The 18,540-nt window shown below is 75.1% G+C and carries 21 protein-coding genes; 20 read left to right on the plus strand and 1 reads right to left on the minus strand.

Annotated features, from left to right (window positions below):
* Window positions 1-10 precede the first annotated feature (10 nt).
* From E4A51_RS15020 to E4A51_RS18935, 16 genes are all read left to right on the plus strand, one after another.
* Complete coding sequence (locus E4A51_RS15020; RefSeq protein ID WP_070320581.1) at window positions 11-478, plus strand: flagellar hook assembly protein FlgD; 468 nt, start codon at window positions 11-13, stop codon at window positions 476-478.
* A gap of 24 nt (window positions 479-502) precedes the next feature.
* Entirely contained in the window at window positions 503-1,681 is a 1,179-nt protein-coding gene (locus E4A51_RS15025) for a flagellar hook protein FlgE (RefSeq protein WP_046530116.1), read from the plus strand.
* A 2-nt stretch (window positions 1,682-1,683) separates the two neighbouring features.
* The gene (locus E4A51_RS15030; protein ID WP_046530117.1) at window positions 1,684-2,301 is read left to right on the plus strand and encodes a D-alanyl-D-alanine carboxypeptidase family protein; all 618 of its coding nucleotides are present in this window, start codon (window positions 1,684-1,686) and stop codon (window positions 2,299-2,301) included.
* A 155-nt stretch (window positions 2,302-2,456) separates the two neighbouring features.
* Window positions 2,457-2,738, plus strand: coding sequence for a flagellar FlbD family protein (locus tag E4A51_RS15035; RefSeq protein ID WP_306298830.1), 282 nt, complete (start codon window positions 2,457-2,459; stop codon window positions 2,736-2,738).
* Window positions 2,738-3,517, plus strand: coding sequence for a motility protein A (locus E4A51_RS15040; RefSeq protein WP_070320582.1), 780 nt, complete (start codon window positions 2,738-2,740; stop codon window positions 3,515-3,517). Before E4A51_RS15035 ends, E4A51_RS15040 begins: the two co-directional genes overlap by 1 nt.
* Window positions 3,514-4,401, plus strand: coding sequence for a flagellar motor protein MotB (locus tag E4A51_RS15045; protein ID WP_070320583.1), 888 nt, complete (start codon window positions 3,514-3,516; stop codon window positions 4,399-4,401). The genes E4A51_RS15040 and E4A51_RS15045 overlap by 4 nt, the downstream gene beginning before the upstream one ends.
* A 27-nt stretch (window positions 4,402-4,428) precedes the next feature.
* Window positions 4,429-4,944 (plus strand): flagellar basal body-associated protein FliL, encoded by a 516-nt coding sequence (fliL, locus tag E4A51_RS15050; protein ID WP_070320584.1) that lies wholly within the window; start codon window positions 4,429-4,431, stop codon window positions 4,942-4,944.
* A gap of 198 nt (window positions 4,945-5,142) precedes the next feature.
* On the plus strand, window positions 5,143-6,129 hold the full coding sequence (locus tag E4A51_RS15055; protein ID WP_226237087.1) for a flagellar motor switch protein FliM: 987 nt from the start codon (window positions 5,143-5,145) through the stop codon (window positions 6,127-6,129).
* Entirely contained in the window at window positions 6,126-6,824 is a 699-nt protein-coding gene (fliN, locus tag E4A51_RS15060; protein WP_046530122.1) for a flagellar motor switch protein FliN, read from the plus strand. Before E4A51_RS15055 ends, fliN begins: the two co-directional genes overlap by 4 nt.
* Window positions 6,824-7,258, plus strand: a complete 435-nt coding sequence (locus E4A51_RS15065; protein ID WP_070320585.1) for a flagellar biosynthetic protein FliO — start codon at window positions 6,824-6,826, stop codon at window positions 7,256-7,258. Before fliN ends, E4A51_RS15065 begins: the two co-directional genes overlap by 1 nt.
* The gene (gene fliP / locus E4A51_RS15070) at window positions 7,255-8,151 is read left to right on the plus strand and encodes a flagellar type III secretion system pore protein FliP (RefSeq protein WP_082740269.1); all 897 of its coding nucleotides are present in this window, start codon (window positions 7,255-7,257) and stop codon (window positions 8,149-8,151) included. The genes E4A51_RS15065 and fliP overlap by 4 nt, the downstream gene beginning before the upstream one ends.
* Window positions 8,151-8,423 carry a flagellar biosynthesis protein FliQ gene (gene fliQ, locus E4A51_RS15075; RefSeq protein WP_046530123.1) on the plus strand — a complete coding sequence of 91 codons (273 nt, stop codon included), beginning with the start codon at window positions 8,151-8,153 and terminating at the stop codon, window positions 8,421-8,423. Before fliP ends, fliQ begins: the two co-directional genes overlap by 1 nt.
* Before the next feature lie 10 nt (window positions 8,424-8,433).
* Window positions 8,434-9,201: a flagellar biosynthetic protein FliR gene (locus tag E4A51_RS15080; RefSeq protein ID WP_046530124.1), complete on the plus strand. Its 768-nt coding sequence runs from the start codon at window positions 8,434-8,436 to the stop codon at window positions 9,199-9,201.
* Window positions 9,198-10,352 carry a flagellar biosynthesis protein FlhB gene (locus E4A51_RS15085; protein WP_087508347.1) on the plus strand — a complete coding sequence of 385 codons (1,155 nt, stop codon included), beginning with the start codon at window positions 9,198-9,200 and terminating at the stop codon, window positions 10,350-10,352. The genes E4A51_RS15080 and E4A51_RS15085 overlap by 4 nt, the downstream gene beginning before the upstream one ends.
* A gap of 3 nt (window positions 10,353-10,355) precedes the next feature.
* Window positions 10,356-12,413 carry a flagellar biosynthesis protein FlhA gene (gene flhA / locus E4A51_RS15090; protein ID WP_087508346.1) on the plus strand — a complete coding sequence of 686 codons (2,058 nt, stop codon included), beginning with the start codon at window positions 10,356-10,358 and terminating at the stop codon, window positions 12,411-12,413.
* Window positions 12,391-13,479, plus strand: a complete 1,089-nt coding sequence (locus E4A51_RS18935) for a hypothetical protein (protein ID WP_156442155.1) — start codon at window positions 12,391-12,393, stop codon at window positions 13,477-13,479. Before flhA ends, E4A51_RS18935 begins: the two co-directional genes overlap by 23 nt.
* On the opposite strand, the gene E4A51_RS15100 is transcribed toward E4A51_RS18935, so the two are convergent.
* Window positions 13,452-14,159: a DUF998 domain-containing protein gene (locus E4A51_RS15100; RefSeq protein ID WP_167748932.1), complete on the minus strand. Its 708-nt coding sequence runs from the start codon at window positions 14,157-14,159 to the stop codon at window positions 13,452-13,454. The two genes, E4A51_RS18935 and E4A51_RS15100, sit on opposite strands and share 28 nt — an antisense overlap.
* 111 nt (window positions 14,160-14,270) lie before the next feature.
* Between E4A51_RS15100 and csrA the strand changes: the two genes are divergently transcribed.
* The 4 genes from csrA to E4A51_RS15120 all read left to right on the plus strand — a co-directional run.
* A complete protein-coding gene (gene csrA, locus E4A51_RS18885; protein ID WP_046530127.1) occupies window positions 14,271-14,585 on the plus strand; it encodes a carbon storage regulator CsrA in 315 nt (104 codons plus the stop codon).
* An 85-nt stretch (window positions 14,586-14,670) separates the two neighbouring features.
* A complete protein-coding gene (locus tag E4A51_RS15110; RefSeq protein WP_134852235.1) occupies window positions 14,671-17,022 on the plus strand; it encodes a chemotaxis protein CheA in 2,352 nt (783 codons plus the stop codon).
* The gene (locus E4A51_RS15115; protein WP_046530129.1) at window positions 17,019-17,432 is read left to right on the plus strand and encodes a chemotaxis protein CheW; all 414 of its coding nucleotides are present in this window, start codon (window positions 17,019-17,021) and stop codon (window positions 17,430-17,432) included. Before E4A51_RS15110 ends, E4A51_RS15115 begins: the two co-directional genes overlap by 4 nt.
* 150 nt (window positions 17,433-17,582) lie before the next feature.
* Window positions 17,583-18,540, plus strand: a 958-nt coding sequence (locus E4A51_RS15120) for a methyl-accepting chemotaxis protein (protein WP_134852236.1), incomplete at its 3' end; no start/stop codon positions are given.

Genomic DNA, 18,540 nt, shown 5'->3' on the forward strand with positions numbered 1-18,540 from the left:
GGAGGACCCGTTGAGCATCGACACGTCGTACGCGCAGGGCAACGTGCCCGTCGGCGGCTCCGGCTCGTCCGGCGCGAGCGAGCCCGTCGACCGGACGTCGCTGGACAAGCAGGCGTTCCTCAAGCTCCTGGTCGCGCAGATGCGCTACCAGGACCCGACCAGCCCGATGGACACCACGCAGCTGATGGCGCAGACCACGCAGCTCAACACGATGGAGCGTCTCGTCGAGCTGTCGGACACCCAGCGCGAGGCGTTCGCGCTGCAGATGCGGTCGTCCGCCGCCGCCCTCGTCGGTCGCGAGGTCACGTGGAAGGACTCCGAGACCACGACGCGCACGGGCGTCGTCACCGCCGTGTCCTACGCGGGCGCGGTCCCGACCGTGCGGGTCGGCGACACCGACGTGCCGCTCGACGCGGTCGCCGCCGTCACGGCGGCCGACCCCACCGCGACCACCCCGCCGACCACCCCCGCCGCCTGACGCGGACCACCGAAAGGAACTCCCATGCTCCGCTCGCTCTTCTCCGGCATCAGCGGTCTGCGCAGCCACCAGACCATGCTCGACGTCACGGGCAACAACATCGCCAACGTCAACACGACCGGCTACAAGTCCTCGCAGGTGGTGTTCCAGGACACGCTCAGCCAGGTCCTCACCAACGCGGGCGCCCCGCAGGGCGGCGTCGGCGGCACCAACCCCGCGCAGGTCGGCCTCGGCGTGCAGGTCGCGGGCATCACGACGAGCTTCACGCAGGGTGCCTCGCAGACCACCGGCCGCAGCACGGACATGATGATCCAGGGCGACGGGTTCTTCGTCGTCCGCAAGGGCGCCGAGACGTACTACACGCGCGCCGGCGCGTTCGACTTCGACACCACGGGCCAGATGGTGCTGCCGGGCGAGGGCGCGCTCGTGCAGGGCTGGGCCGCGGTCAACGGCGTCGTCGACACGAACAGCCCGCTCGTCGACCTCAAGGTCCCGGCCGGCACCACGATGGGCGCGGTCGCGACGACGACGGCGGACACGCTCGGCAACCTGGACTCCTCGGCGGCGGTCGGCACGACCAAGAACCTGCCGATGAAGGTGTACGACGCGATCGGCACCGAGCGCACGCTCACGGTGACGTTCACGAAGGAGGCCGCGGGCTGGACCGTGGCCGCGGGCGACGGGGCGGCGACGGTCGCCGCGCAGCCGGTGACCTTCACGGCGGCCGGTGCGCTCGCGACGCCCGGCACGCTCACGGTCGGGGGCGTCGCGCTCGACCTGTCGAAGGTCACGGGCTACGCGGGTCTCGACACGATCGCGGCGGGCACGCCGAACGGTCAGGCCGCGGGCACGCTGCTGTCGTTCGGCCTCGGCGCCGACGGCACCATCACCGGCACGTTCAGCAACGGCCTCAAGCAGGTCATCGGCCGCATCGCCATGGGGGCGTTCACCAACCCCGGCGGCCTGGAGAAGGCCGGCGGGTCGCTGTTCCGCACGTCGGTGAACTCGGGCGAGCCCATGATCGGCACGGCCGGCACGGGCGGGCGCGGCGGGCTCGCGGGCGGCCGCCTCGAGATGTCGAACGTCGACCTGTCGAGCGAGTTCACCAGCCTGATCATCGCGCAGCGCGGGTTCCAGGCGAACTCGCGCATCATCACGACCTCCGACGAGGTGCTCAACGAGCTGGTCAACCTCAAGCGCTGACGATGCAGGGGATCACCGCGATCGCGGCGCGCATGGCGCAGCTCCGCGAGCTCGTCGAGCCCGCGCCGACCCCGACCGTCGCGTCGGGGTCGGCGTCCGGCTCGACCACCACGGCCACGGCGTTCGCCGACACGCTCGCGCGTGCGGTCGCGACGTACCAGGTGCCGGGCGCCGCGCCCGCCACGACCGTCGACACGTCGCCGTCGTCGGTGCGTCGCATCAACGGCGACATGCTGCCCAACGGCCTCGCGGCGCACCAGAACGGCCGCGTGCCGGACGCCGCGCTGACCCCCGTGGGGGACACCGGGCACCGCCTGTGGCAGCCCGCCGCGCAGCAGCTCACGCGTCTGATCGACGACGCGCGCGCCCAGGGCGTGACCATCGGCATCACGGACTCGTACCGCACGTACGACACGCAGGTCGACCTCGTGCGCCGCAAGGGCCTGTACTCGCAGGGCGGCCTCGCCGCGACGCCCGGCACGTCGGACCACGGCTGGGGGCTCGCGGTCGACCTGCGGCTCGACGACCGCGCGCAGGCGTGGATGCGGGCCAACGCCGACCGGTACGGCTTCGCGGAGGACACGCCGCGCGAGCCGTGGCACTGGGCGTACCAGACATGACGCGCCGCACGCGGGTGAGGCCCGACGCCTCAGCCGCCCGCACGCCCTGCCGATGAGCAGGACGTGCCCCACGGACGGGGCGCACGCGGCGCCGGGCGCCTAGCCCGGAGCCGCCGCACCAGCAGTGACCAGGGACGGGATGTGCCGTGATCGTCGTGACGCGACTCAACGGGGGCAGGTTCGGGGTGAACCCCGACCTGGTCCAGCGGGTGGACAGTGCGCCCGACACCATCCTCACGCTCGTCGACGGCACCAAGCTCATCGTCCAGGAGTCCCTCGAGCAGATCGTCGCGCTCATCCACGAGCAGCGCGCGTCGCTGCTGGCGCGTGCGCGCGACCTCGAGCGGCTCGGGCCGGTGGGCACCGTGCCGGACCTCGACGACGACACCGGTGACGACCCGCCGCCGCCCGTCCCGCTGCGACCGAGGAGCCGCTGATGGACCCCGCGGGCATCGTCGGCATCCTGTTCGCGTTCGGCGCGATCTACACGGCCCTCACGCTCGAGGGCGCCGACCCGATGTCGATCCTGCTGCCGGCGCCGCTCATCCTCGTGTGGGGCGGCACGCTGGGCGTCGGCCTGGCGGGGCACACGCTCAAGGACGCGAAGGCCGCGTTCGCGGCCGTGCCGCGCGCGATGCGGGCCAAGGCGCCGCAGCCGGGCGCGAACGTCGACGTCGTCGTCAAGCTCGCCGAGCGCGCGCGCCGCGAGGGCCTGCTGGCGCTCGAGGACGACGCGCGCCAGGTCGAGGACCCGTTCCTGCGCGAGGGGCTGCAGGCCGCGATCGACGGCACCGACCCCGAGGACCTGCGGGTCATCCTCGAGGACCGGATCGCGACCAAGCGCGCGACCGACCGCGTCGCGTCCAAGTACTTCGTCGACATGGGCGGCTACGCGCCGACCATCGGCATCATCGGCACGGTCATCTCGCTCGTGCACGTGCTCGAGAACCTGTCGGACCCGTCGTCGCTGGGGCACTCGATCGCCGCCGCGTTCGTCGCGACCCTGTGGGGCATCCTCTCGGCGAACGTCGTGTGGCTCCCGATCGGCAACCGCATCCGGCGGATCTCCGACCTCGAGTGCCAGCAGATGGAGATCACGCTCGAGGGCCTCCTCGCGGTGCAGGCGGGCGCCAACCCGCGCCTGGTCGGCGAGCGGCTGCGCAGCCTCGTGCCCGGCGGCGGCGACAAGCCCGACGCCCGGACGGAGGCGGCGTGAGCGCGGCGGGCGGCCGTCGGCGCCGGCACGAGGAGCACGAGGAGCACGTCAACCACGAGCGCTGGCTCGTGAGCTACTCCGACATGATCACGGTGCTCATGGCGCTGTTCATCGTGCTGTTCGCCATCAGCCAGGTCGACCAGGAGAAGTACCTCGCGCTGAGCAAGTCGCTCGCCGCGGGCTTCGGCAACGGCGACGTGCAGGTCTCGTCGACGGTGTTCGACGGCGGCGACGGCGTGCTCGACGGCCAGGCGCCGCAGGACCAGCACGCGCAGGGTGCGGGCACCGCCGGCATGGTGAGCGCCGACCAGGGCCTCGCGGAGGTCGGGCAGATCCCGACGCCCGAGCCGGTCGACCCGCAGCTGCTGGCCGCCGCGCAGGCCGAGGCGTCGCACCTCGAGCAGGTGCGCGAGGCGCTGCGGCAGGGCCTGCTGGCGCAAGGCCTGGACAAGGTCGTGCAGTTCCGCATCGACGAACGCGGCCTGATCCTCGGGCTCATCGCCGACGACGTGTTCTTCGCACCCGCGAGCGCCGAGCTGACACCCACCGCGCTGCAGGTGCTCGACGTGGCGGCGCCCACGCTCGTCGCGCTGCAGGAGCAGATCGCGATCGAGGGGCACGCGAACGTGCTCCCGGTGTCGGGGCGCTACCCGACCAACTGGGAGCTGTCCGCCGACCGCGCGACCCAGGTGCTGCGGCACCTCGTGGAGAAGGACGGGCTCGCCCCCGGCCGCATCTCCGCGGTGGGGTTCGGCGACGCCCGCCCGGTCGCGCAGGGCATGGACGAGGCGTCGCTGGCGGCCAACCGTCGCGTCGACCTCGTCGTGCTGTCCGACGCGCCGGAGAACGTGCGCGAGCTCGTGCCGACCGTGACGCACGAGTGACCCGACGACCCGAGACGGAGGTGTGACATGCCAGTCGAGCAGCGTGTGGTGTCCCGGCAGAAGATCGGGGGAGGCGGCGGTGGGTCCGCACCCGCCCCGGCCCCGGCGGCCGAGCCCGTGGCCGAGAAGAAGTCGCGGCGCGGCCTGCTGGTCGTGGTGGCCGTGGTCGTGGTGCTGCTGATCGGCGGCGCCGCGGCGTACTTCCTGCTGCTGAAGGGCGACGGTGCGGCCGCGGAGCCGGCACCCGAGCCGACGCCCGAGCTGGGCGCGGTCGTCAAGGTCGAGCCCATCAGCATCAACCTGGCCGACGGGCGCTACCTGCGCCTGGGCCTGGGCCTGCAGCTCACGGCCGACGCGGGCGAGGAGATCGACGCGTCGCGCGCGCTCGACCTCGCGATCGCGCTGTACTCGGGCCGTCCGATCGCCGAGGTCTCCGACCCGGCCACGCGTGACCAGCTCAAGGCGCAGCTCGCCGAGCAGCTCTCCGAGGCGTACGAGGGCGAGGTGGTGGACGTCTACCTGACGAACTACGTCACGCAGTGACGTGACCAGCCGGCGCCACGGAGGGCGCCGCCGTCGCTCCCCGCCGCGCGCGACCGTGCCGCGCGACGCACCGCCCAGGACGGGCGGCGGGAGATCCACCGCACGGTCCGCGCACCCACCGGGCCCGTCGTCGTCCTCGTGCGCGACCCCGCCGCCGATTCTCCTCACGTCCGTGCGGCACCCGCCGATGGGTCGGTCGTGACGCCGTCCCCACCCGCGACCGACGCGCCCGCCGCGCCCGTCGCCACCGACGTGCCCGTGGCACCCGGCTCGTCCGCGCGCCGCCGCGCGCGCGCCGCCGCGCCGGTCCCGTACGACTTCCGCCGCCCCCTCACGCTGTCGCGCGAGCACGCGCGCCACCTGTCGATGGCGCTGCAGCGGTTCGCGCGCCTGTGGGGCACGCAGCTCACGGCGCGCCTGCGCGCGCTGGTCCAGGTGACGTTCGACGACGTCACGCTGCTGACCTACGACGAGCACGTCGCGAACCTGCCGACGCCGACCGCGCTGTTCGTGTGCACGGTCGAGCAGCCGCGCGGCACGGCGCTGCTGCAGCTGCCGGTGCCCGCGACCCTGGTGTGGGTCGACTACCTGTTCGGCGGCTCGGGGCTGGGCGACGAGCGCGAGGGGCGCGAGCTCACCGAGATCGAGACGACGCTCGTGCGCGACCTCGTGACGAACGCGCTCGCGGACCTCACGTACACGTTCGCGGCGATCATGCCGCTGCAGCTGTCGGTGCGCTCGATCCAGTACAACCCGCAGTTCGTGCAGGCGGTCGCCGCGACCGACGCCGTGCTGACGGCGAGCTTCACGCTGCGGATCGACGAGAAGCGCGTCGACACCGCGACGCTCATGCTCCCCGCCGAGGCGGTGCTCGCGGCGCTGCGCACCGAGCAGCGCCCCGACGGCGAGACCCCCAACCCGGACCGGCTGGTCCGTGACAAGGCCGACCTCGAGCGCGCGACGCTCGAGGCGCCGGTCGAGGTCGCCGTGCGCTGCACGCCCCGTGTCGTCCACCCGCGGGACGTCGTCGACCTCGCGGTCGGCGACGTGCTGCCGCTGTCCCACCCCGCGAGCCGGCCCCTGGAGGTCGTGGTCGACGACGTCGTGCTCGCGCACGCCGCCGCCGGCACCCACGGCTCGCGGCTCGCCTGCCAGGTCGTGAGCGTCGAGGAGAACCACGCATGAGCACCACGTCCCCCGTCGTCGACACGACCGCGGCCGCCACGGCCGCCGCGGCGCTCGTCCCCGCCGACGTCCCGCTGCAGGTCGCACCGGCCGACGCGGCCCCGCCGGCCGACGCCGCGGCGGTCGTCGCGGGCGTCGTCGGCCGCACGTCGGCCGACGTCGCCCTCGTGCTCGGCCCGCAGGTCGCCGCGGCCCTCGCCGAGGGCACCGACGGCGCCGCGCTCGACCCCGCGGCGGCGCTGCGACCGGCGCTGCAGGCGGCCGCGGCCGCGCTGGGCGACGGCGTGCTGGAGCCCGCGCGGCTGTCGACGGCCGGCCAGGTCGTCACGCCCGAGAGCGACGTCGTCGCGCTCGTCGGCCCCGACGGGCCGCGCGCCTGGCTCGTGGTGCGCGTGCGCCCGGGCGGTGCGCCGGCCGCCGCCGCACCCGCGGTGCCGACGCAGCGGGGCGCCGCGCTGCGCGCGCTGTACGACGTCGAGCTCACGCTCACCGCGGAGATCGGGCGCACGCGCCTGCCGCTGCGTCAGGTGCTCGACCTCACGCCCGGCACGGTCCTCGAGCTCGACCGCGCCGCGGGCGGGCCCGCCGACGTCGTCGTCAACGGGCGCCTGATCGCGCGCGGCGAGGTCGTCGTGGTCGACGAGGACTTCGCGATCCGCGTCACCGAGATCGTCAGCGCGCCGGACGCCGTCTGATGGACGAGCTGCTGCTCGTCGGCCGCGTGCTGCTGTCGCTCGCGTGCGTCGTCGGCCTCGTGTGGTACCTGGCGCGCAAGCTGGGTGCCTCGCGGGGTGCGCACGACGACCGCGAGCCGACGGTGCACGTGGTCGACCGGCAGTCGCTCTCCCGCGGGTCGGGCGTGGCCGTGGTCGCGGTCGGCAGCCGCCGCCTGCTCGTCGGCTTCGGCGAGCAGCAGGTGCAGCTGCTCACCGAGCTGCGCCCCGTGCCCGAGCTCGCGCCCGCGACCACGTCGGCGTCCACGCCCGCCGCCGGGTCGGCGGACGCCGTGCCCACGCCGCGCCCCGCGCCCGACGGCGCCCGCCCCGGCCCGCTCGCGGGCTCGGTGCTGTCCCCGCAGACGTGGCGCGCGACCCTGCGCGCGCTGCAGGACCGCACGGTGCGCCGATGACCCGCCCGGCCCTCGCGTCGCCCGCACCCGCGACGCCTGTCCCGTCGCTGCCGACGGCACCGGCCGTCCGCGACCGGCGCCGCACGCTCGTGCGCGCGCTGCTGCTCGCGCTCGTCGTCGCGGGCGTGCTCGTCGTCCAGCTCGCGCTCGCGGCGCCGTCGCACGCCGCGACCGGGCCCACGCCGCCCGCGGCGCCGACCGCGCCCGAGGCGCCCGGCGTGGGCGAGGTGACGGTGCAGGTCAACGGCATCAACGGCACGCCCAGCGGCTCGATCGTCGTGCTGCTCGGCATCACGCTGCTGTCGGTCGCGCCGTCGCTGATCCTGCTGACCACGAGCTTCACCAAGATCCTCGTGGTGCTGTCCCTGACCCGCAACGCGCTCGGCCTGCAGGGCGTGCCGCCCAACCAGGTCCTCGCGGGCCTCGCGCTGTTCCTGTCGCTGTTCGTCATGGCGCCGGTCGTCAGCGGCGTCAACGACGCGGGCGTGCAGCCCTACCTCGACGGCAGCCTCACGTTCACGCAGGCCGTCGAGGCCGGGCAGGCGCCGCTGCGCGAGTTCATGCTGTCCCACACGCGCGAGCAGGACATCGCGCTGCTCACGCGCGCCGCCGACCGGCCCAACCCCGAGACGCCGGCCGACGTGCCGTTCACGGTGCTCGCGCCCGCGTTCCTGCTGTCGGAGCTGCGGGCCGCGTTCATCATCGGCTTCGTCGTGTTCGTGCCGTTCCTCGTGATCGACCTCGTCGTGTCCTCCGCGCTCATGGCGATGGGCATGATGATGCTGCCGCCGATCATGGTGTCGCTGCCGTTCAAGCTCCTGCTGTTCGTGCTCGTCGACGGCTGGGGGCTGATCGTCACCGCGCTCGTCGGCTCGTACACCGGGGGCGGCTAGTGGACACCAACGCGGTCCTCGACATCGCGCTCGACTCCCTCGTGCTGGCCGCCAAGCTCGCCGCGCCCGTGCTCGTCACCGCCCTCGTCGTGGGGTTCGCGGTGTCGCTCGTGCAGTCCGTGACCCAGATCCAGGAGGTCACGCTGTCGTTCGTGCCCAAGGCCGTCGCCGCGGCCGCGGCGCTGCTGATCGCGGGGCACTGGATGATCACCGAGCTCGTGACGTTCACGCACGAGCTGTACGCGCGCATCCCGTCGCTGCTGGGCGGGTGAGCCGACCCCGATGGACCCCGTCGCCGTCACGCTGCCGATCGCCGCGGTCGAGACCACGCTGCTCGCGGCCGTGCGCATGATCGCGTTCCTCGTGGTCGCGCCGCCGTTCGCGCAGCGCGGCGTGCCCGGACCGGTCAAGGTCGCGCTCGGCACGGGCCTCGCGCTCGCGGTCGCGCCCCGGCTCGAGCAGGTCGAGTCGACCGGCACGGGCGCGTTCGTCGGCGCTCTCGTGCTGCAGGCCGTCGTCGGCGCCGGGACCGGGTTCCTCGTCTACCTGGTGTTCGCGGCGGTGCAGTCCGCGGGGTCGCTCGTCGACCTGTTCGGCGGGTTCCAGATCGCGACCGCGTTCGACCCCATGAGCATGACCAGCGGCGCGCAGTTCTCGCGGCTCTACCAGCTGCTCGCGGTCGTGCTGCTGTTCGCGTCCGACGGCTACCAGCTGGTCGTCGCGGGGCTGCTGCGCACGTTCGACGTGCTGCCGCTCGGGACCATGTTCTCGGCCGCCGGGTTCGCGCAGGGCGCGGCCGACGGCATCACGTCGCTGTTCGTGTCGGCGCTGCAGATCGCGGGCCCGCTGCTCGTCGTGCTGTTCCTCGCCGACGTCGGCCTCGGGCTGCTCACGCGCGTGTCGCCCGCGCTCAACGCGTTCGCGCTCGGGTTCCCCCTGAAGATCCTGCTGACGCTCACGCTGTGCGGCTTCGCGCTGCTCGCGCTGCCCGACCTGCTCGGCGCGCTCGCCGAGCGCACCGCGACCGACGTGCCGGCGGTGCTGCGGTGAGCGGCGGCGGGGGCGGCGAGCGCACCGAGAAGGCCACGCCGCAGCGGCTCAAGGACGTCCGGCGCAAGGGCCAGCTCGGGCGCTCGCAGGACCTCACGGCGTGGGTCGGCCTCGGCGCGGCGGCGCTCATGCTGCCGGGCGTGCTCGGCCGCGCGCGGGGTGCCGCGCTCGAGCAGATGACGCAGGTCCGTGCGGTCGCGTCGAGCGCCGACCCCGCGCAGGCCGTCGAGGTGCTGCGGCAGTCGCTCCAGTCCGCGGGCAGCACGCTCGGCCCCATGTTCGCCGTGCTCGTGGTCGCGACGATCGTCGTCGCCGTCGCGCAGGGCGGCGTGAGCTTCCGCAGCATGAAGCCCAAGTTCGACCACCTCAAGCCCGCGGCCGCCGCGAAGAAGTTCGTCGGCCCGCAGGCGATGTGGCAGGGCGTCAAGACCCTCCTCAAGACCCTCGCGGTCGCGGCCGTGCTCTACGCGGGCGTCCAGACCATGGTGCCGACGCTCATGGCGTCCGGGACGCTGCCGCTCGCGGCCGTGCTGGGCGCCGCGGGCGACGGCGCGTCGGGCCTGCTGCGCGGCGGCATCGCGGTGGGCGTCGCGCTCGCCGTGGTCGACCTGGTCGTCGTGCTGCGGCGCAACCGCAAGTCGACGCGCATGACCAAGCAGGAGGTCAAGGAGGAGAACAAGCGCACCGAGGGCGACCCGCTGGTCAAGGGCCAGATCCGGTCGCGGCAGATGCGCATGAGCCGCAACCGCATGATGGCCGAGGTCGCGACCGCGGACGTCGTCATGGTCAACCCCACGCACGTCGCCGTCGCGCTGCGGTACGAGCCCGGCACGGGCGCGCCGCGCGTCGTCGCGAAGGGCGCCGGCGCCGTGGCGGCGCGCATCCGCGAGCTCGCGGGCGAGCACCGCGTGCCGCTCGTCGAGGACGTCCCGCTGGCCCGTGCGCTGCACGCGGCGTGCGACGTCGGCCAGGAGATCCCCGAGCACCTGTTCACCGCCGTCGCGCGCGTCCTCGCGTTCGTCATGGCGCTGCGCCGCCGTGGCGCGAGCCTCGGCCAGCACCGCCTGCCCGGCGGATCGACGCTGCCGCCCGACACCCCGACCCCGCCCCGAGCCCGGCGCCCGCGCGCCGGCGCCGCCCCCAGGAGCTGACCCGTGCAGAACCGTTCCGTCGCCCGCTTCGCGGTGCCCGTCGGCGTCGTCGGCATCGTGCTGCTGCTCGTCGTGCCGCTGCCGCCCGCGATGCTCGACGTGCTCATCGTCGTCAACATCACGGCGTCGCTCGTGATCCTGCTGACCAGCATGTACGTGCAGAAGCCGCTCGACTTCTCGGTGTTCCCGTCGCTGATCCTCGTGTTCACGCTGTTCCGGCTCGGGCTCAACGTCGCCTCGACGCGCCTCGTGCTGGGGCAGGGCTTCGCGGGCGAGGTCATCGACGCGTTCGGCCACTTCGTGGTCGGCGGGTCGCTCGTCATCGGCCTCGTGATCTTCCTCATCCTCGTGGTCATCCAGTTCGTCGTCATCACCAACGGCGCGGGCCGCGTCGCCGAGGTCGGTGCGCGCTTCACGCTCGACGCGATGCCCGGCAAGCAGATGGCCATCGACGCCGACCTCAACTCGGGCCTCATCGACGAGGACACCGCGCGCCGGCGCCGCGCCGAGGTGTCCGCCGAGGCCGACTTCTACGGCGCGATGGACGGCGGGTCGAAGTTCGTCAAGGGCGACGCGATCGCGGGCATCGTCATCACGGTCATCAACCTGGTCGGCGGGTTCGCGATCGGCATGATGCAGATGGGCATGTCGGCGGGCGAGGCCATCGAGCGGTTCAGCCTGCTGACCGTCGGCGACGGCCTGGTCACGCAGATCCCCGCGCTGCTGCTGTCGGTGTCCACGGGCATCGTCGTCACGCGCGCGACCGCCGAGGGCGACATGGGCACCGCGGCCGCGTCGCAGCTCACGCAGTCCCGCACGGCGCTGCTCGTCGCGGGCGGCGCGGCCGTCGCGCTCGCGCTGCTGCCCGGCATGCCCAAGCTGCCGTTCCTCGCCGTCGGGGGAGCGCTGCTGGTCGCCGGTCAGCGCATCGGCGCCCGCGAGAAGGCCGAGGCCGCCGCCGCGGCCGAGCCCGCGGTCGCCGAGGTCGCCGCGCCGTCCGCCGAGACGCCCGAGCAGCTCATCGAGCAGATGCGCGTGCACACGCTCGAGATCCTGCTCGCGCCCGACCTCGTCGACCTCGTCGGCACGGGCCCGGACCAGGACCTGCTCGCGCGCGTGCGGGCGCTGCGCCACAAGGTCGCGCTCGACCTGGGCATCGTCGTGCCGCCCGTGCGCACGCGCGACAGCGTCGACCTGCCGCCGTCGACGTACGTCGTGCGCGTCGCGGGCGTCGAGGTCGGCCGCGGCCAGGCGCCCCCCGGGCGCGTGCTCGCCCTCGGGGACGACCTCGCCGCGCTACCCGGCACCGCGGTGTCCGAGCCGGTGTTCGGGCTGCCCGGCAAGTGGGTGCCCGCCGAGCTGCGGCACGCCGCGGAGATCTCCGGCGCCACGGTCGTCGACCGCGTGTCCGTGCTGGTCACGCACCTGTCGGCACTCGTGCACGACCACGCCGCGCGTCTGCTCGGGCGCGAGGACGTGCGCGTGCTCACCGAGGGCGTCAAGCAGGTCAACCCGTCGGTCGTCGAGGAGCTCGTGCCCGCGCTGCTCTCGCTGGGCGAGGTGCAGCGCGTGCTGCAGGGCCTGCTCGTCGAGCAGGTGCCGATCCGCGACCTCGGCCGCATCTACGAGGCCCTCACGCTGCGGGCCCGCGTCTCGACCGACCCCGAGGGGCTGGTCGAGGCCGCGCGCTCGGCGCTCGGCCCCGCGCTCGCGGCGCCCTACGTGCAGGAGGGCGCGCTGCGCGTCCTCACCCTCGAGCCCGTGCTCGAGCACCAGCTCGCCGAGAACCTGCGGCCCGGCGACCAGGGCAGCCAGCTGCTGGTCGACCCGCAGCGCCTCGACACGGTGCTCGCGCAGCTGCGCGCCGCGGTCGGTCGCGCCGAGGCCGAGGGCCGCGGGGTCGTGCTCGCGTGCTCGCCCGCGATCCGCCCGGCGCTGCGCCGGCTCGTCGCGCTCGCCGACCCGCGGCTGCCCGTGCTCTCGTACTCCGAGGTCACGGCCGCCGGCGTCCAGGTCGACACGGTCGGGGTGGTGAACGGTGACCACGCGATTGCTGCTTGAGGGCCCCGACCTCGACGAGCTCGTCACGCAGGTGCGCGAGCACCTGGGCCCGGGCGCGCGCATCGTCAGCGCCGAGCGCATCCGCTCGGGCGGGTTCGCGGGGTTCTTCGCCAAGGAACGCTACGAGATGACCGTCGACGTGCCGGACGAGGACGACCGGCCCGTGCGCGCGTTCGCGCACCGGCCCGCCGCACCCGCCCCCGCGCGCGGCATCGAGGACCTGCTCGACGCGGCCGACGCGGCCGACGGCCCCGACGGCCCGCCCGCGCCCGCGCCCGGCGTGTCGACCACGTCGCGCGAGTTCGCGGCGGTCCTCGACCAGGTCCGCTCGCTCGTGGGCGCCCCCGACCCCGACCTCGTGGTGCCCGCGCCCCGCCCCGCCGACGCGGCGCTCGCGGGTGCCGCCGCCGCGCTCGCGCTCGCGCCCGCGGTCCCCGCCCCCGAGCCGCCCCCCGCGCCCCCGTACGCGCCCGGCGTCGGGCTGCGCGCCGAGCTCGTCCGCCTCGGCGTGCCGGTGCGCCTGCTCGACGCGGGGCCCATGACGCTCGGCGCCGTGCTGGGCCGGCTGCCCGCACCGCCCCCGCCGCCGCGCGGCGTCGGGCAGGTGCTCGTGGTCGTCGGCGAGGGCGACGGGCCGCGCGCCGTGGCCCGCACGCTCGCGGTGCGGTGGGGGCTGCCCGACGGCCGCGTGCACGAGCTCGACGCGTCCGGCGCCGTCACGGCACCGGCCCGCGACGGGGGCACCGCGCAGGTCGTCGCGCTGCGCGTCGGCACCGAGCACCACGACCGCGCGCGCGCCGCGCACGCGCTCGCGGGCCTCGGCGCCGACCAGGTGTGGGCCGTGACGGACGCGCGCACCAAGTCCGCCGACGTCGCGGCGTGGGTGGCCGCGGTCGGCGCCGAGCGCCCCGTGGACGCGCTCGCGGTGCACGGCCTGCTCGACACCGCGGCACCCGGCACCGTGCTGGAGCCCGGTCTGCCGGTCGCGTGGGTGGACGGCGTCCCGGCGTCGCGCCTGGTGTGGGCCGCCGCCCTCGGTCAGGAGCTCGACGCCGCGCTCGCGTGAGCGCGCCGCCGGACCAGCACCGTGACGCCCGCGGCCACGGTCCACACGAGGATCGGGTAGGCGGCGAGCCGCTCGACCAGTCCGACGAGCCGCTCCGGGACGACCGTCACCCCCAGCACGAGCGCGGTCGCGCCGAGGGCGCCGAACCCGACGCCCAGCACCCCGAGGCCGCGCAGGCCGGGCGTGCGCGCGAGCGACGCGCCCAGCGTCAGCAGGCCGGCGAGCCCGCCGACGATCGCGACGGCCGCGGCCGGCACGTGCGCCGCGCTCACGTCCTCGGGGCTCAGCCCGACCACGAGCTCGCCGACGCCCGCCACGCCGATCAGCGCGAGGCCGACGCGCCCCGCGGCACCCCGGGCCAGCACGGGTCGCAGCAGCAGCGCGCCGAGCAGCAGGCACGCACCCGTGGCGACCCACGAGACGTTCGCGGCGACGTGCCACGGCGAGCACACGTCGCGGCCGCGGTGCTCGCCGCAGCCCGCCGCGCCGAGGTCGCTGATGGTGTTCGAGAGCACGCTGTACGGCGTCGTCCACGCCGCCCGGACCACCAGCAGCACCACGAAGTAGTGCGCGACCGCGACCCACGCGGCCGCGCCCGCGAGGACGCCGCCGCCGGTCAGGGCGCCGCGCGAGGGTCGGGCGGCCGCGGGGACGGACGGCACGGGGGTCGGGGCGCTCACCCGGGCACCGTACCCAGCCCGCGGCGGACCGGCCGCACCCGTCGCTCGCCACGTCCCGACGCGCGCGGGACGCCGGCCGGGCCGCCGCGGGCGCCCTGTAGTCTCGCGGGCATGCTCGTGCTCACCCGTCGCGTCGGCGAGAGCGTCGTCATCGGCGACGACGTGGTCGTCACGGTCCTCGAGGTCCGGGCCGACGGCGTGCGGCTGGGCATCGACGCGCCGCGCCACGTGCGCGTCCACCGCTCCGAGGTGCTCGACGCGGTGCGCGAGGCGAACGCCGCCGCCGCGCAGGCCGGCGACGCGGACGCCACGGCCGCCGCGGCGCTGCGCGACCTGCTGCCGGGCCACCGGTCGGCGCCCCGCGCCGACGCACCCGGGGCCGCGGACCCGTCGGCGCCGGACGCCGGCGGCACGCCCCGCGGCTGAAGACGGCCCGCACCCCTCAGACCTCGGGCCCGGCGGCCGATGTGCGGGGCGTCGGGTGCGTGCGCACCCAGCCGGGGAGGTGCACATGGACGACGTCGACGAGATCGTGCGCGAGTTCCTGGTCGAGTCGCAGGAGAACCTCGACCAGCTGGACCGCGACCTGGTCGCGCTCGAGGAGCAGCCGGGATCACGCCCGCTGCTGAGCAGCGTGTTCCGCACGATCCACACGATCAAGGGCACGAGCGGGTTCCTCGCGATGCACCGCCTCGAGCGGCTCACGCACGCGGGCGAGAGCCTGCTGGTCGAGCTGCGCGACGGGCGCCGCACGATGGACCAGCGGACCACCGACGTGCTGCTCGCGATGGTCGACCGCGTGCGTGACCTGCTGACCGCGATCGAGCGGGACGGCACCGAGGGCGACGTCGAGGTCGACGAGGTCGTGGCCCTCGTCGAGGCCGTGCGCGCCGAGGAGCCGCAGGCCGCGGGCGCCGCGCCCGCCGCCGCACCCGTCGCCGCGCCCGCCGCGGTCGCGGCACCCGAGCCGGTCGCGGCCGCGTCGGCTGCGGCCGCCGCTCCCGTGGCCCCCGCACCCGCCGTCGCGGCGCCCGCCGCCCCGGTGGCGCCCGCGCCCGCGCCGACGGCCCCCACGGCCGTCGTCCCGCAGCCGCACCCCGCGCCCGAGCCGCCGGCCCCGGCGGCCGAGGCCGCCGAGGAGGTCGGCCACCTGCGCGTCGGCGACTCCGCGATCCGCGTCGACGTCGACCTGCTCGACGCGCTCATGCGCCAGGTGGGCGAGCTCGTGCTGGCCCGCAACCAGATCACGCGCCTGGCCGCCGCCGCGGACGACGTCACGCTCGTGCGCACGGCCCAGCGCCTCGACCTCGTCGCCGGCGAGCTGCAGGAGGGCGTCATGAAGACGCGCATGCAGCCCATCGAGCACCTGTGGTCCAAGATGCCGCGCGTCGTGCGCGACCTCGCGGCCACGTGCGGGCGCGAGGTCCAGCTCGAGATGTCGGGCGGCGACACCGAGCTCGACCGCAGCCTGCTCGAGGCCGTCAAGGACCCGCTCACGCACCTCGTGCGCAACGCGGTCGACCACGGCATCGAGGCGCCCGCGACGCGTGTCGCCGCGGGCAAGCCCGCCAAGGGCGTCCTCACGCTCCGCGCGTACCACGCGGGCGGCCAGGTCGTCGTCGAGGTCGCGGACGACGGCAAGGGCATCGACCCCGTCGTCGTCGGCGCCAAGGCGGTCGAGCGCGGGCTGCGCACGCCCGCGCAGGTCGAGGCCAGCGCGCCCGGCGACCTGCTGCAGCTGCTGTTCCTGCCCGGGTTCTCGACCGCGTCGGCCGTGACGAACGTGTCGGGCCGCGGCGTCGGCATGGACGTCGTGCGCACCAAGGTCGAGCAGGTCGGCGGCACGGTCGACGTCGAGTCGACCGTGGGCGTGGGCACCGTCTGGCGCCTGCGGATCCCGCTGACGCTCGCGATCATGCCCGCGCTGACGGTCGAGTGCGCCGGTGACGTGTACGCGGTCCCGCAGGTGAACCTGCTGGAGCTCGTCGCGCTCGACGCGCAGCGCGGCGGCACCGCGATCGAGCACGTGCACGACGCGCCCGTCTACCGGCTGCGCGGCGAGCTGCTGCCGCTCGTGTCGCTCACGGGCGTCCTGGAGATCCCCGACGAGGCGACCGAGGGGTCGAGCTCGGTGATCGCGGTCGTGCAGGCCGACCACCACCGGTTCGGGCTCCTGGTCGACCGGGTCCTCAACACCGAGGAGATCGTGGTCAAGCCGCTGTCGGCGCGCCTCAAGTCGATCGGCGCGTACGCCGGGGCGACGGTGCTGGGCGACGGTCGCGTCTCGCTGATCCTCGACGTGCAGGCCGTCGCGCGGCGCGCGCTGCACGGCGAGGTCGAGGCCGCGGCGCGCCGCGCGGGCGTCGAGGAGCAGCTCGACCACGCGGGCCGCGAGCAGGTGCTCGTCGTCGGCATCGGCGAGGGTCGCCACGTCGCGATGCCGCTGCAGCAGGTCACGCGCCTGGAGCACCTGCGCACCGACGAGGTCGAGCGCGTCGGCGGGCGGGAGGTCGTGCGCTACCGCGGCACGATCCTGCCGCTCGTGCGGCTCGACCGGATGCTCGGCGCGTACGGCGAGGAGGTCGACGAGCTGCTCGTGGTCGTGCTGACGCGCGGCACGCGGGCCGTCGGCCTGGTGGTCCGCGAGATCGTCGACATCCTCGAGGACCGCGACGACCAGCACTCCGACGTCGAGGACATGGGCCTGCTCGGGTCCACGGTGCTCGGCGGCCGCGTCGTCGAGCTGCTCGACGTGCGGTCGGCGGTCCTCGCCGCCGACGCGGCGTTCTACGACGAGCCCGCGCAGGACCCGGACGACGTGTCCGCGGTGCTGGGCTCCGACCTGGTGGGAGCGGCACGATGAGCCAGTACGTCACGTTCACGCTCGACGGCACGCTGTACGGCGTCGACGTGCTGCGGGTGCAGGAGGCGCTGCGCTCGCACACGCGCACGCGCGTCCCGCTCGCGCCCGCCGAGGTCGCCGGCCTGGTGAACCTGCGCGGGCAGGTCGTCCTCACCATCGACATGCGCACGCGCATGGGGCTGCCGCCGCTCGCGGGCGACGAGCCGATGATGGTCGTCGTGCAGGTCGCCGGCGAGCCGATCAGCCTGCTGGTCGACGAGATCGGCGACGTCGTCGAGGTCGGTCCCGACTCGTTCGAGGCGCCGCCGGACACGCTCGACCCCGCGATGCGCTCGGTCGTGCGCGGCGCGCACAAGCTCGACGGGCGCCTGCTGCTCGTGCTCGACGTGGACGAGGCCGTCGCGGCCTGACCCGCGTCACGGGCCGCACGGTCCCGCACCACCCTCGGACGGGAGGTGGACCCCACCGGGGTTCACCTCCCGTTCTGCTCACGACCCGCGCGCGTCCGCCGATGGAGCGGTGCCGGGGGGAGTCGAGCAGGGCAGGGCGAGGGAGCAGCCATGGACACCACCAGCACGCGCCGCCGCGGGCTTCTCGGACGGTTCGCGGACCTCTCGGTGCAGGTCAAGATCCTGTGCGTCGTCGGGCTCGTGGGGGCCGCGGCCATCGGCAACGGCGTGTACGCGTACGTCGAGATCGACGGCGTCGCGGCCTCGATGAACGAGTTCGTCGTCGTCGAGAACACGGTGGGCAGCGCGACCAGCGTCGTGCACGAGGACCAGCTCAAGGCCCGCATGATCGTCGCGCAGATCGCCGCGACGCGCGGCAACGAGCAGAAGCAGTGGGTCGCGCGGGTCGCGGCGAACGACGCCGAGATGAACGAGGCGCGCGCGGTCGTCGACGCGCACCCGCGGTTCCGGGACGACCCGCGGTGGCGGGACTTCTCCGACGGGCTCGACGCGTGGACGCAGGCCCGCGACACGACGATCGTGCCCGCGGCCCTGTCGGGTGACCCGGCCGCGTACGAGGCCGCGACCGACGACGTCAGCCAGCCGCTCATCGACGCCTACCTCGAGCACCTCGACGCGTTCGAGGCGGCGTTCGAGGAGTACCTCGCGTCCGCCGCGGCCGACGCGCAGCGCGACGCGGACCGCGTGGGCCTGGTCGTGCTGGTCGTCGCGTTCGGCGCGGTGCTGCTGACGGGTGCGGTCGCGGCGGGCGTGGCCCGCCGCATCCGACGCTCGGTCACCGAGGTGCAGGCGTCCGTCACGGCCATGGCGGCCGGCGACTTCACGCGCACGCCGCACGTCGTCGAGCAGGACGAGGTCGGCCGCATGGCCGCGTCGCTCGTCGAGGCGCAGACGTCGGTGCGCGGCACGCTGGCCGGTGTCGCGGAGTCGGCGGGGACGGTGGCGGCTGCGGCGGAGGAGCTGGCGGCGGCGTCGGGTCAGGTGGCGTCGGGGTCGGAGGAGACGAGCGTGCAGGCGGGTGTGGTGGCGGCTGCGGCGGAGCAGGTGA

The sequence above is a fragment of the Cellulomonas sp. HD19AZ1 genome, from assembly GCF_004535805.1.
Taxonomy (GTDB): domain Bacteria; phylum Actinomycetota; class Actinomycetes; order Actinomycetales; family Cellulomonadaceae; genus Cellulomonas; species Cellulomonas iranensis.